General features: G+C 72.2%; 9 protein-coding genes. 5 read left to right on the forward strand and 4 right to left on the reverse strand.

The features are described 5' to 3' along the window. Nucleotides 1–43: 43 nt before the first annotated feature. Nucleotides 44–1,003 carry a GlxA family transcriptional regulator gene (locus AC069R_RS02990; RefSeq protein ID WP_478763982.1) on the reverse strand — a complete coding sequence of 320 codons (960 nt, stop codon included), beginning with the start codon at nt 1,001–1,003 and terminating at the stop codon, nt 44–46. 194 nt (nt 1,004–1,197) lie between these two features. Between AC069R_RS02990 and AC069R_RS02995 the strand changes: the two genes are divergently transcribed. Together AC069R_RS02995 and AC069R_RS03000 are read left to right on the forward strand one after the other, a co-directional pair. Then, nucleotides 1,198–3,654: a Tex family protein gene (locus tag AC069R_RS02995; RefSeq protein ID WP_478763984.1), complete on the forward strand. Its 2,457-nt coding sequence runs from the start codon at nt 1,198–1,200 to the stop codon at nt 3,652–3,654. 222 nt (nt 3,655–3,876) lie between these two features. Then, nucleotides 3,877–4,548 (forward strand): hypothetical protein, encoded by a 672-nt coding sequence (locus AC069R_RS03000; RefSeq protein ID WP_478763985.1) that lies wholly within the window; start codon nt 3,877–3,879, stop codon nt 4,546–4,548. 55 nt (nt 4,549–4,603) lie between these two features. Here AC069R_RS03000 and AC069R_RS03005 read toward each other — a convergent pair whose 3' ends face one another. Beyond that, a complete protein-coding gene (locus AC069R_RS03005) occupies nt 4,604–6,244 on the reverse strand; it encodes an ABC-F family ATP-binding cassette domain-containing protein (protein ID WP_478763987.1) in 1,641 nt (546 codons plus the stop codon). A 185-nt stretch (nt 6,245–6,429) separates the two neighbouring features. Here AC069R_RS03005 and AC069R_RS03010 point away from each other — a divergent pair, with 185 nt between their 5' ends. Then, nucleotides 6,430–7,347 (forward strand): FAD-dependent oxidoreductase, encoded by a 918-nt coding sequence (locus AC069R_RS03010; protein WP_478764224.1) that lies wholly within the window; start codon nt 6,430–6,432, stop codon nt 7,345–7,347. Between the two features lie 114 nt (nt 7,348–7,461). Here AC069R_RS03010 and AC069R_RS03015 read toward each other — a convergent pair whose 3' ends face one another. Beyond that, a complete protein-coding gene (locus AC069R_RS03015) occupies nt 7,462–9,438 on the reverse strand; it encodes a Xaa-Pro dipeptidyl-peptidase (protein ID WP_478763989.1) in 1,977 nt (658 codons plus the stop codon). 241 nt (nt 9,439–9,679) lie between these two features. Between AC069R_RS03015 and AC069R_RS03020 the strand changes: the two genes are divergently transcribed. Continuing rightward, nucleotides 9,680–11,185 carry a M1 family metallopeptidase gene (locus tag AC069R_RS03020; RefSeq protein WP_478763991.1) on the forward strand — a complete coding sequence of 502 codons (1,506 nt, stop codon included), beginning with the start codon at nt 9,680–9,682 and terminating at the stop codon, nt 11,183–11,185. A gap of 121 nt (nt 11,186–11,306) precedes the next feature. Here the strand turns inward: AC069R_RS03020 and AC069R_RS03025 are convergent, their stop codons facing one another. After that, a complete protein-coding gene (locus tag AC069R_RS03025; RefSeq protein WP_478763992.1) occupies nt 11,307–12,773 on the reverse strand; it encodes an amino acid permease in 1,467 nt (488 codons plus the stop codon). A 256-nt stretch (nt 12,774–13,029) separates the two neighbouring features. Between AC069R_RS03025 and AC069R_RS03030 the strand changes: the two genes are divergently transcribed. Continuing rightward, on the forward strand, nt 13,030–13,676 hold a 647-nt coding region (locus AC069R_RS03030), incomplete at its 3' end, for a MerR family transcriptional regulator (RefSeq protein WP_478763993.1).

Consider the following 13,676-nt stretch of genomic DNA (forward strand, 5'->3'; position numbering starts at 1 on the left):
GCGGAGGTCCGCGGGCGGTGGTGGTCCCCGGTGACGTCGGTGCTCAGTCGACGGCGGCCGGGCGGAAGCGGCGGCGGTATTCGGCCGGGGCGGTGCCGAAGGCCTTGAGGAAGGCGCGGCGCATGGCCTCGGGGGTGCCGTAGCCGCTGGACCGGGAGATCTCCTCGATGCCGTCGGGGGTGTCCTCCAGCAGCCGGCGGGCGTGTTCCAGGCGGACCCGGTCGACGTAGCGGCCCGGTGTCACGCCGGTCTCGTCGCGGAAGGCGCGGGCGAAGTGGCGCGGGGAGAGCGCGGCGCGGGCGGCCAGGGCGTCGACGCTCAGATCGCCGTCCGGGTGCTCGGCGATCCATCGCTGCACGTCCCGCAGCGGCGCGCGCAGCGCGGTCTGGGCGGCCAGCTGGACGCTGAACTGGGCCTGGTTGCCGGGGCGGCGCAGGAAGACCACGAGATGCCGGGCGAGGCAGAGCGCGACGTCCCGGTCCAGGTCTTCCTCCACCAGCGCGAGCGCCAGGTCGATGCCCGCGGTCACGCCCGCCGAGGTGGCGACGCGGCCGTCGCGGACGTAGATGGGCTCGGGCTCCACGCGCACGGCCGGATGCTCGCGCGCGAGCCGCTCGCAGTAGGCCCAGTGGGTGGTGGCCCGGAGGCCGTCGAGCAGGGACGCGGCGGCGAGCAGGAACGCGCCGGTGCACACCGAGACCAGCCGTGCGGGGCGCGGGCCGTGGACGCGCAGCCAGTCGACCAGCCGCGGGTCGGGGGCGCGGGTGCCCTCGCCGCCGGGGACCAGCAGGGTGTGCGGGTCCGCCGCCGCGGTGAGCGCCTCGTCCGGTACGAGCGTCAGCCCGCTGGACGTGCGCACCGGGCCGCCGTCCAGCGAGGCCGTGCGGATCCGGTAGGTGCCGGGGGTGTGCGCCTCGGCACCGGCGAACACTTCGAGCGGCCCGGTGACGTCCAGGCTCTGGACCCCGTCGAAGACGGCGAAGAGGAGGGTGCGCTGCGGCATGCCCCCGATTCTTCGGGCACGGCCGGATGGCCGCAATGACGAATTTCCCACCTTTTCCGCCATGGCCCGCGCGTGCGGCGCACCGGGCCCGGTGCCGTGCCCTGCGCCCCGCCGGAAGCCGCCCTGATCCACGGTTGTCGGTGTCACCTGCCACAATTGCCGCGCAACCTCAGTGGAGAAGGCGGTACGGGATCGTGACGACACCCGGGTCCATCGAAGCAGGATCCATCGAAGGCAGGATCGCCGAGGAACTCGGCGTACGGGAGCGGCAGGTGAAGGCCGCGGTGGAACTGCTCGACGGCGGTTCGACCGTGCCCTTCATCGCCCGCTACCGCAAGGAAGCGACCGAGATGCTCGACGACGCGCAGCTGCGCACGATCGAGGAGCGGCTGCGCTATCTGCGGGAGCTGGAGGAGCGGCGGACCGCGATCCTGGAGTCGGTGCGCGAGCAGGGCAAGCTGACCGAGGAGTTGGCGGCCCGGATCCGCGGCGCCGAGACCAAGGCGCGCCTGGAGGACATCTACCTCCCGTACAAGCCGAAGCGGCGCACCAAGGCGCAGATCGCCCGCGAGGCGGGCCTGGAGCCGCTGGCCGAGGGCCTGCTCGGCGACCCGTCGGTGGAACCGCTGTCGGCGGCCGCCGCGTTCGTGGACGCGGACAAGGGCGTCGCCGATCCGGCGGCCGCCCTGGAGGGGGCGCGGGCGATCCTCACCGAGCGCTTCTCCGAGGACGCCGACCTGATCGGCGAGTTGCGCGAGCGCATGTGGGTGCGCGGGCGGCTCGCCGCGAAGGTGCGGGAGGGCAAGGAGGAGGCGGGCGCCAAGTTCGCCGACTACTTCGACTTCGCCGAGCCGTTCACCGAACTCCCCTCGCACCGCGTCCTGGCGATGCTGCGCGGCGAGAAGGAGGAGGTGCTGGACCTCGTCCTGGAGCCCGAGGAGGCCACCGAGGGCCCGTCCTCGTACGAGGGGATCATCGCCCACCGCTTCGGCATCGCCGACCGCGGCCGCCCGGCCGACAAGTGGCTGACGGACACCGTCCGCTGGGCCTGGCGCACCCGCATCCTGGTGCACCTCGGCATCGACCTGCGGCTGCGGCTGCGCACGGCCGCCGAGGACGAGGCGGTGAACGTGTTCGCGGCCAACCTGCGCGACCTGCTGCTCGCCGCCCCGGCCGGCACCCGCGCCACGCTGGGCCTGGACCCCGGTTTCCGCACCGGGGTGAAGGTCGCCGTGGTCGACGGCACCGGCAAGGTCGTCGCCACGGACGTGATCTACCCGCACGTCCCGGCCAACAAGTGGGACGAGGCGCTCGCCAAGCTGGCCCGGCTCGCCAGGGAGCACGCGGTCGAACTGGTCGCGATCGGCAATGGCACCGCCTCCCGCGAGACCGACAAGCTCGCCGCCGAACTCATCGCGAAGCACCCGGAGTTGAACCTCACCAAGGTGATGGTCTCGGAGGCCGGCGCCTCGGTGTACTCGGCGTCCGCGTACGCCTCCCAGGAGTTGCCCGGCATGGACGTGTCGCTGCGCGGCGCCGTCTCCATCGCCCGGCGCCTCCAGGACCCGCTGGCCGAGCTGGTGAAGATCGACCCGAAGTCCATCGGCGTCGGGCAGTACCAGCACGACCTGTCCGAGACGAAGCTCTCCCGCTCGCTGGACGCGGTGGTCGAGGACTGTGTGAACGGCGTCGGCGTGGACGTCAACACCGCGTCCGTGCCGCTGCTGGCCCGCGTGTCGGGTGTCTCGGCCGGGCTGGCGGAGAACATCGTGGCGCACCGGGACGCGAATGGCCCCTTCGCCTCCCGCTCGGAGCTGAAGAAGGTGGCGCGGCTCGGCCCGAAGGCGTTCGAGCAGTGCGCGGGCTTCCTGCGCATCCGCGGCGGCGCCGACCCGCTGGACGCCTCCAGCGTGCACCCGGAGTCGTACCCCGTGGTGCGGCGCATGGTGAAAACCTCGGGCCAGCAAGTGGCCTCCCTCATCGGCAACACGGGCGTGCTGCGCTCGCTGCGTCCCGCCGACTTCGTGGACGACACCTTCGGTCTGCCGACCGTCACGGACATCCTCAAGGAGCTGGAGAAGCCGGGCCGCGACCCGCGTCCGGCCTTCAAGACGGCCACCTTCAAGGAGGGCGTGGAGAAGATCTCCGACCTGTCCGCCGGGATGGTCCTGGAGGGCGTGGTGACGAACGTGGCGGCCTTCGGCGCGTTCGTGGACATCGGCGTCCACCAGGACGGCCTGGTCCATGTGTCGGCGATGTCCAAGACGTTCGTCAAGGACCCGCGGGACGTGGTGAAGCCGGGTGACATCGTCAAGGTGAAGGTCCTGGACGTGGACATCCCGCGCAAGCGGATCGGGCTGACCCTGCGCCTGGACGACGAGGCGGCCCCGGCGGACCGGTCCGGCGGCGGCAAGCGCCAGCGCGGCGGCGCCCGCCCGCCCCAGCAGCGGCAGGGCGGTCAGGCCGGCCAAGGACAGAACCAGGGGCAGGGGCAGCGACAGGGCGGCCAGGGCCAGCGGCAGGGCGGTCAGGGGCAGCGGCAGGGCCGCGGTGGCGGCGACCGGGGCGGACGGCAGGCGCCGGCCCCCGCGAACAGCGCCATGGCCGACGCGCTGCGCCGCGCGGGCCTGCTGGACCCCAGACAGCGCTGACCCGCGCGCGGAGCCGATCCGCTGACGGTGAAGGGCCGGAGCCCCCGTGGCTCCGGCCCTTCGGCGTCTTGCGCACCAGTGGGCACCGGCGGAAACAGACTTTTCCCCGTATCGGGGGGTTTGGATCAACGAAAGACACGAAGCGGGCACAGCGCCCACCTACCCCCTCCACACTCGCTTCTGTGCACGTGACCGTGCGTGCGAAGCAATGGGGAGGACTCTGTGTTCCGCACCACCAAGCAGCGCCTGGCGGCCTGCGCGTCCGCCGCCGCCGTCGCCGCCGCGGCGGCCTCGTTCGCCGCTCCGACGGCCGCCACCGGCGCCGCGGCCCGAGGCGAGCTGACGTACGGCAGCATCATCCTGCTCCAGAACCAGTACGGCGGTGACGGCGGCTACCTCGATACCAACGGCGTCTCCAGCCAGCCCGGTGCCACCTACAACGTGAGCACCAACAACCGGCCCAACAGCCGCGGTCCGGCCACCTCGGAGTGGCGGGTCGTCTCCGCCACCGGCAAGGCCACCGGCGCGCGGGTGCTCAGCGGTGACGTCGTGTACCTGATCAACCAGTACGGCAGCCACCACACCTACCTCGACACCAACGGTGTCTCCTCCCAGGCGGGCGCCAAGTACAAGGTCTCCGCCACCACGACCAAGGACCGGGGTCCGGGCACCGGCAAGTGGCACATCTTCGGCGTGCGGTCCTCGCCGAACGACGGCCACATCCGCACCGACGACATCGTGCATCTGCTCAACGACTACGGCTCCGCCAACGGCGGCTTCCTCGACACCAACGGCGTCTCCTCGCAGGGCGGCGGCGCCAAGTACGGCGTCTCCACCAGCCCCTACACCGACCGCGGCACCGGCACCGGCTCCTGGAAGGTGCTGCCTTCCTGACCTGACGCCTCGACCGCCGGGCCCCGAGGATGCCGTACCTCGGGGCCCGGCGCCGTCAGTGTTCGGTCACCTTGCCCGCCGCGACCTCCCAGCGCCTGCTCACCCGCACCGCGTCGAGCATCCGGCGGTCGTGGGTGACCAGCAGCAGGGTGCCCGTGTAGGCGTCCAGGGCGGACTCCAACTGCTCGATGGCGGGCAGGTCGAGGTGGTTGGTCGGCTCGTCCAGGACGAGGAGGTTGACGCCCCGGCCCTGGAGCAGGGCGAGGGCGGCGCGGGTGCGCTCGCCCGGCGAGAGGGTCGCGGCCGGGCGCAGCACATGGTCCGACTTGAGGCCGAACTTGGCGAGCAGGGTGCGGACCTCCGCCGGTTCGGTGTCGGGGACGGCCGCGCAGAACGCGTCCAGCAGCGCCTCCGGGCCGTGGAACAGGCCACGGGCCTGGTCGACCTCGCCGACGAGCACGCCCGAGCCGAGCGCCGCATGTCCCCGGTCCAGCGGGAGGCGGCCGAGCAGGGCGGCCAGCAGGGTCGACTTGCCGGCGCCGTTGGCCCCGGTGACCGCGATCCGGTCGGCCCAGCCGATCTGGAGGCTGACCGGCCCGAAGCCGAAGTCGCCGCGCCGCACCTCGGCGTCCCGCAGCGTGGCCACCACGGCGCCCGAGCGCGGGGCGGACGCGATCTCCATCCGCAGCTCCCACTCCTTGCGCGGCTCCTCGACCACCTCCAGGCGCTCGATCATGCGCTGGGTCTGCCGGGCCTTGGCGGCCTGCTTCTCGCTGGCCTCGGTGCGGAACTTGCGGCCGATCTTGTCGTTGTCGCTGCCCGCCTTGCGCCGGGCGTTCTTGACGCCCTTGTCCATCCAGGAGCGCTGCGTCTGCGCCCGCTCCTGGAGGGCGGCCTTCTTGTCGGCGAACTCCTCGTACTCCTCGCGGGCGTGCCGCCGGCCCGTCTCGCGCTCCTCCAGGTAGGCCTCGTAGCCGCCGCCGTAGAGGTTCACCCGCCCCTGGGCCAGGTCGAGTTCGAGGACCTTGGTGACCGTGCGGGTGAGGAACTCGCGGTCGTGGCTGACGAGGACGGTGCCCGCGCGCAGCCCGGTGACGAACCGCTCCAGGCGCTCCAGGCCGTCGAGGTCGAGGTCGTTGGTGGGCTCGTCCAGGAGGAAGACGTCGTAGCGGGACAGCAGCAGGGAGGCGAGCCCGGCGCGGGCCGCCTGGCCGCCGGAGAGGGAGGTCATCGGCTGGTCCAGGCCGACGGCGAGGCCGAGCGAGTCGGCGACCTCCGCCGCGCGCTCGTCCAGGTCGGCGCCGCCGAGGTCGAGCCAGCGCTCCAGGCTGACCGCGTAGGCCTCGTCCGCGCCGGGCGCGCCGTCGACCAGTGCCCGGGTGGCCTCGTCCATGAGCCGCTGCGCCTCGGCGACACCGGTGCGGCGGGCCAGGAACTCCCGCACGCTCTCCCCGGCCCTGCGCTCGGGCTCCTGCGGCAGATGGCCGACGGTGGCGGTGGGCGGGGACAGGCGCAGTTCGCCCTCCTCGGGCGCGAGGAGTCCGGCGAGCATCCGCAGCAGGGTGGACTTCCCGGCGCCGTTGGCGCCGACCAGCCCGATCACATCGCCGGGCGCCACGACGAGGTCGAGCCCGGAAAAGAGCGAGCGGTCGCCGTGCCCGGCGGCGAGATTCTTGGCGACGAGGGTGGCAGTCATCAGGACGCCGATCCTAGTGCGCCCCGCCGCCCGGACCGGTCCCACCGGGGGCTTGCCGGTCCCGGCGGCTGTGAGTATCCCCACGTCAGCCGATCCGCGCCGGGCCCTGACGGGGGCGGCGGGGCAGGGCCTATGGTCCACCCGTGAACAGCGTGAGCGGCGTGGACCGTGAGACGGATGACGAAGTGATCGTGGTCGGCGGCGGGGTCGTCGGCCTCACCACGGCCGTGGTGCTGGCCGAGGCCGGGCGCCGGGTGAGCGTATGGGCGCGGGAGCCCGCCGAGGAGACCACGTCGGCGGTCGCGGGCGGCCTGTGGTGGCCGTACCGCATCGAACCGGAGCGGCTCGTCGGCGCCTGGGCGCTGGAAACCCTTGAGGTGTACGAGGAGTTGGCCGCCGCTCCCGAGGAGACGGGCGTACGGCTGGTCGACGGCGTCCACGAGGGGGCGCGCCTGGATCAGCTGGGCGACTGGGCGGGCCGGGTGCCGGGGCTGCGGGCGGTGCCGGACGGGCTGGCGGCGCGGCTGCCGGTGATCGACATGCCGGTTCATCTGGCGTGGCTGCGGCGGCGGCTGGTGCGGGCCGGGGGCACGGTGGCGCGGCGTGAGGTGACCGACCTCGCCCAGGTGCCCGCCGAGGTGGTGGTCAACTGCTCGGGGCTCGGGGCGCGTTCGCTGGCCGGGGACGAGGGGGTGCGGCCGGTGCGCGGGCAGCTGGTGCTGGTGGAGAACCCCGGAATCGACACGTACTACACGTCCGTCGATCATTCCTCGCCGGTCGCCGCGTACTTCATCCCGCAGCCGTACGGGCTGATCCTCGGCGGCACCGCGCAGGAGGACGACTGGACGCTGGAGCCGGACCCGGCCACGGCCGAGGAGATCATCGCCGGGTGCGCGCGGGTGCGGCCGGAGATCGCGGGGGCGCGGGTGCTGGCCCACAGGGTGGGGCTGCGGCCGTACCGGGATGCGGTACGGCTGGAGCGGGAGCCGCTGCCCGGCGGCCGGACCGTGGTGCACTCGTACGGCCATGGCGGTGCCGGGGTGACGGTGGCGTGGGGGTGTGCGCGCGAGGCGGCCGGGTTGGTGCTGGACCCGGCCGCGTAGGCGCGGGGGCCGTATCGCGGTCGCGCGGCCACCGGTTCGCGTGGGCTGGTCGCGCCCACGCGGCGCCGCCGCACATCGACACGGCCCCGCGCCCCTGAAGACTCCCGTCAGTTGTCAGTCACCCGGCACGCGGCCCGGCCTGCGCGGGGTGCTCAGGCCCCGCAGCCGCCGCGCTGCCGGGGCCTTCGCCGTCGTACCGGAGGTCGCGCGGGTGAAGGCCCCGGCGCCGCCCACCAATGGCAACTGGGCCGAGGTGGCGCCCAGTTGCACCGTCACGGTCGGCTTCGTGGACGGCGGGTCGATGAGGTCGCGGTCGGTGCCCGCGATGATCAGGGCGAGGCGGTGGCCCTTGGGGACGACGTGGTCGGTGGCGGCCAGGGTGAGGGTCATCGTGTAGGACCTGCCCGGCGTGAGCGGGACGCCTTTGGCGAGGGAGGCGTAGTGGCCGAGGTCGGCCCAGCCGCGGCTGAAGACGGTGTAGCCGACCTTGGCGGTCTTCGCGGCGGTCTCCAGGTAGCAGGCGCTGTCGCCGGCCGTGCTCGCGCCCCAGCAGGTGCGGTTCTTCAGGGTGGTGATGCCCTCGGCCTCGTCGGAGTAGTCGCGGATGGTGTCCGGGCCGACGTCCACGAGCACGGCGGACAGATGGGCCGAGGCGGTGGTCGGGGTCGCGGTGACCGTCACCTGGGACATGCCGGACAGGCGCAGGTCGTGGGTGAGGGGCGCGGTGAGGAAGCCGTTCTTCTCGGGTGTGGACGTGGTGAGGTGGGCCGCCCAGTCGCTCTCGCCGAGCTTGGGGTCGTCGGTGAAGGTCTCGGTGCCGGTGGCGCGGCGCAGGCCGAGGCTGCCGACGCCGGGCGCGGTGCCGGGGGCCGGGTGCAGGGTGGTGGCGCGGGTGCCGGCGGGCGGCCAGGTGGCGGAGGTGACCCACTGGTCGGGGTGGCGTTCGATGTCGGCCACCGGCTCGCGGTCGATGCCGTTGTCGTAGCCGAGGAGTTCATGGTCGAACCAGCGGTGCAGGGTGTCGACCCAGGCGCCGCGCCGGTAGTCGAAGGGGTCGACATGGCCGGTCTGGGACAGCCAGAACTTGCGCTCGACGCCGTTCCGGGCGAGGGCGTTCCACCACTGGCCGAAGTGCTTGGTGCGGACGTTGAGGTCCTGCATGCCCTGCGCCACGAACACGCTGGCGCGCACCTTCGCCGCGTCCTTGACGTAGTCCCGTTCGGTCCACAGCGGGGTCCAGTCGCCGCTGCGGGGGCTGCCGTCGGCGAGTTTCTTCTGCTCGGCTGCGCAGTGCGCCTGGGCCGCGTCGCTCTCGACGTATCCGGCGAGGTCGTCGGGACCGCCGTCGTAGAGCGGGGCGCCCTGGGCGAAGTAGTAGTCGTACCAGGAGGAGATGGCGCTGATCGGGACGATGGTCTTCAGGCCCTTGACGCCGGTGGCGGCGACGCCGTTGGCGATGGTGCCGTCCCAGCTCTTGCCGATCATGCCGGTTCTGCCGTTGGTCCACGTCGCCTTGACGGTGTGGGTTCCGGTGCGGCTCGTATAGGCGGTGGCGCGGCCGTTGAGCCAGTCGATCACGGCCTTCGCGGACTGCACGTCGGAGCGCCCGCCGACGTCGACGCAGCCGTCGGAGCGGTTGGTGCCGGCCAGGTCGACGCCGACGACGGCGTAGCCGCGGGGCACGAAGTAGTTGTCGTAGAACAGCGGCATCTGGACGACATGGCCGCTCGCGTCGTACGTCTTGACCTGGCTCTCGTTGCCGCGCCCGCAGCAGGAGTAGTACGGGCTGGCGTCCATGATGACCGGCACCTTGCGGCCCTCGCGGGCCGGTTCGGCGGGGCGGACGATGTCGGCGGCGACCCGGTCGGGCCTGCCGTCGCCGTCCTCGTCGAGGCCGGTGTCCACCCACACGGACTCGCGGACGGCGTGGGCGTAGGAGTAGACGGGGGCGCTCTCGCGGGGCGGCGCGGCCTGGGCGGCGGCCGGGGTGAGGAAGGCGGCCAGCAGGGCGGCGACGGCCGCCGTCGCGAGCGCTCTCCACAGGACGAGGCGCGTGCGCAGCGGCGCTCGGACAGATGTGCTCTTGGGCATGCGCGGACGATAGTCCCGTCAACTCCCGTACAGAAGAGTGCGTTACGGCACGCGGGTGGCTCATTGCGGCCGAATGGCGATCGTGTGACAGCAGGGGTCATGGACAGGGCAAGGGGCACAGGGGGTGAATAGGCTCCGGACAGAGACTTCCGGGCGGAGTACTCCGAACGAGTGCTCGGCACAGGGTGCTTCGCGCGGAGTCTCGTGAACGGACCCGCAGTCCCGACGACTTGGAGCTGACGTGTACCGCAGAATCATCGCGCCGGGCGCACTGGCGGCGGCCTCCCTCCTGCTGGCGATCCCGGCATCGGCCGCGAGCTACTCCCCCGGCGCGCCGGGCATCGGCGATCCCTACTACCCGTACTACGGCAACGGCGGCTACGACGTCTCGCACTACGGTCTGCGGCTGCGCTACCAGCCGAAGACGGACGAGTTGCAGGGCACCGCGACGATCCGGGCGCGGACCACCCAGGACCTGTCCAGCTTCGACCTGGACTTCCTGCTCGACGTGAGCGAGGTGCGGGTCAACGGCGTCAAGGCGTCCTTCGCCCACGCCGAGCAGCACGAGCTGGTGATCACGCCGAAGAAGCCGCTGGCGAAGGGCACGCCGATCACGGTCGTGGTCCGCTACAGCGGGGTGCCCTCCACCAAGAGCGCCTACGGCTTCACCACCTGGCACCGCACCCCGGACGGCGCGGTCGCGGCGGACGAGCCCGAGTCGGCGTGGTGGTGGTTCCCGAGCAACGACCACCCGAGCGACAAGGCGACGTACGACGTGTCGGTCGCCGTGCCGCAGGGCACGCAGGCGATCTCCAACGGCGCGCTGGAATCGGCCGTCTCGAAGCGGGGCTGGACCAGCTACTCCTGGCGGCAGGACAAGCCGCAGGCGACCTATCTGGCCACGCTCGCGATCGGCAGGTTCGACGTCACCCGGAGCCGCTCGAAGCACGGGGTGCCGGTGATCAACGCGTACAGCAAGGACCTGGGCGCCACGGACACGGCCGCGCGGGCGAGTGTGGAGCGCACCGGGGAGATCGTCGACTGGCTGAGCAACTATTTCGGGCCGTATCCGTTCGCCACGGCGGGCGGGTACGTCCCGAACACGACCACCGGGTACGCGCTGGAGACCCAGACCCGTGTCTACTACAGCCCCAAGCAGTTCGCGAAGGGCGCCAACCCCTCGGTGGTGGTGCACGAGCTGGCCCACCAGTGGTACGGCGACGACGTGTCGCTCGACGGCTGGAAGGACATCTGGCTGAACGAGGGCTTCGCGACGTACGCGCAGTGGCTGTGGTCGGAGCACGAGGGCCAGGGCACCACGCGGCAGCTCGCCGAGCAGGTGTACTCCTCGCATCCGGCCGACGACCCCTTCTGGACCGTCAAGCCGGGCGACCCCGGTCCGGACGACCAGTTCGCGGACGCCGTCTACGACCGGGGTGCCGCCGCGATCCAGGCGCTGCGCGAGGCGGTGGGCGACCGGGCCTTCTTCCGCATCCTGAAGGGCTGGCCGAAGGCGCACGCCTACGGCAACGCGTCGGTGGCCGACTTCGAGAAGTACGCCGAACAGGTCTCCGGCAAACCGCTGGCGGGCCTGTTCGACACCTGGCTGTACCAGCCGGTGAAGCCGGCGGCGTCGGCGGCGCGCGGGTTCGCGGCCCAGGGGGCGCCGGTCTCGCCGCCGAAGTCCTGGAAGCAGATCGAGGCCGCGCACCAGGGGCACGCGGCACAGCGGGCGCACGGGGGCTGATCCCGGCCCAGGACAGTGCCCTCCCGGCTCATCGCGTGCGCGTGGTGGGCCGGGAGGGCGTCAGCAGGCCGTGCGGGCGTGCGGGCCGTGTGGGGCCGGCACGCTCCCTCTGGAGGGGCGGCTACTTGGCCGGCGTGGGCAGTTCCTGGTCGCCGCCCGCGTTCACCCGGCGGCGGACGCCGAACCAGCCGGCCACCAGCATGACGGCGATCACCGGGATGAGCAGCAGGGTCTTGCGGCCGACCTCGTGGTCGTCCCACATCATGCCGAGGCAGACCAGCAGGAAGACGATCGTGGCGATCTCGGTGAACGGGGAGAACTTCAGCTGGAAGTGCGGCCGGGTCACCAGGCCCGCGCGGGCGCGGCGGACGAAGATCGCGTGGCAGATCATGATGATCACCCAGGTGCTGATGATCCCCAGCGAGGCGACGTTCAGCACGATCTCGAAGGCCTGGCTCGGCACCAGGTAGTTCAGGCCGACGCCGAGGACGCAGATGCCGCAGGTCAGCAGGATGCCGCCGTAGGGCACCTGGCTGCGGCTCATCACGCGGGTGAACTTGGGCGCGGAACCCGCCATCGCCATGGAGCGCAGGATGCGGCCGGTGGAGTAGAGGCCGGAGTTCAGCGAGGACATGGCGGCGGTGAGGACCACGAGGTTCATCACATCGCCGGCCGCGGGGATGCCGATCTTGGACAGCACGGTCACGAACGGGCTCTGGTCGGCGGAGTACACCGAGCCGGGCAGCAGCAGCGCGAGCAGCACGACCGAGCCGACGTAGAACAGGCCCACGCGCCACATGATCGAGTTCACCGCGCGCGGGACGACCTTCTCCGGCTGCTCGGTCTCGCCCGCGGCGACGCCGACCAGTTCCAGGGCCGCGTACGCGAAGATCACGCCCTGCATGACGAGGACGACCGGCATCAGGCCGTGCGGGAAGACGCCGCCGTGGTCGCTGATGAGGCTCAGGCCCGGCGTGTAGCCGTCGACATGGTGCTGGGTGGCCAGCAGGAAGATGCCGATGAACATGAAGGCCACCAGGGTGGCGACCTTGATGATCGCGAACCAGAACTCCATCTCGCCGAAGATCTTCACCGAGATCAGGTTCACGGTGAGCACCACGGCGAGCGCGATCAGCGCCAGCACCCACTGCGGGATGGGCGTGAAGAAGCTCCAGTAGTGGGTGTAGAGCGCGATCGCGGTGATGTCGGCGATGCCCGTGGTCGACCAGTTCAGGAAGTACATCCACCCGGCGACGTAGGCGCCCTTCTCGCCGAGGAACTCACGCGCGTACGACACGAAGGACCCGGAGGAGGGCCGGTACAGGACCAGCTCGCCCAGGGCGCGCACGACGAAGAAGGCGAAGATGCCGCAGACCAGGTAGGCCAGGGCGAGCGCGGGGCCCGCGTTGTGCAGGCGCCCTCCGGCGCCGAGGAAGAGGCCGGTGCCGATGGCGCCGCCGATGGCGATCATGTTGACGTGGCGGGCCTTGAGGTCCTTGCTGTAGCCGGCGTCGCCCGCGTCGGCGGGCGTCTGCGCCGCCTGCGTAGGGGCGGCGGCCTGTGCCGATTCCACGGCGTCCTTGCTCACGGGTGGTACCACTTCCTGGTGCGCCCGGACCTTGGGGTCCGGGGGTCGTGCAGGGCTTGGCCCGCACCACCCCGGTGAGTCGCGGTACAGACCAAGCCAGCAGCTTCCCAGACACGCCGGGCATTACGCGGTGGTCTACGTCACAGAGCGTTACTTCTCACACGATCTTCTCAGCGTCCACATGATGTTCACCACGCGGCGTCCGGGGCGGCCGGGTGGGTTTCACAGTAGTGGTGTGACAGCGATACTGCTGCACATGACGACCGATGCCGGGGAGATGAGCCTCACCGTCGACGAACTGGCCGCGCGGGCGGGTGTGACGGTGCGGACCGTGCGCTTCTACGGGAGCCGGGGACTCCTGCCGCCGCCGGTGATCGGACCCCGGCGGGTGGGCCGGTACGGGGCTGAGCACGTGGCGCGGCTGGCGTTGATCGAAGAGTTGCAGCGGCAGGGGATGACGCTGGCGGCCATCGAGCGGTACCTGCGGCAGCTGCCGTCCGACCTGTCCGCCCACGACCTGGCCATCCACCGGGCCGTGGTCGCCTCCTGGGCGCCGGACTCCGTGGAGACGCTGTCGCGCGCCGAGCTGGAGCGGCGGGCGGGACGGGCGCTGGCCGACGAGGAGCTGGAGCGGCTGGCGGCCTCCGGGGTGCTCGTCCCGTGCGACGCGGGCGGCGGGAGCGGACAGGACGGCTTCCGGGTCGACTCCGGGCTGCTGCGGCTCGGGCTGGAACTGCTGGACGTGCCGTTGTCGCAGGGCGCGATCCGCGCGGGGGGGGGGGGGGGGGGGGGGGACGCCCGAGGCGCCGGCCCTCGGACTGGCCTACCCTTCCTCGGCGCAGGGGGGGAAAAGGGGACCCGGGGGGCATGGGAGGTGTTTGCGTCCACATCCCCGCCCGTTGT

The organism is Streptomyces sp. NPDC043952, assembly GCF_056435325.1.

Bases quoted from the DNA above. Each gene is read 5' to 3' on its own strand.
- AC069R_RS02990 (WP_478763982.1), bottom strand. From the start codon at position 1,003: ATGCCGCAGCGCACCCTCCTCTTCGCCGTCTTCGACGGGGTCCAGAGC.
- AC069R_RS03005 (WP_478763987.1), bottom strand. From the start codon at position 6,244: ATGACTGCCACCCTCGTCGCCAAGAATCTCGCCGCCGGGCACGGCGAC.
- AC069R_RS03015 (WP_478763989.1), bottom strand. From the start codon at position 9,438: ATGCCCAAGAGCACATCTGTCCGAGCGCCGCTGCGCACGCGCCTCGTC.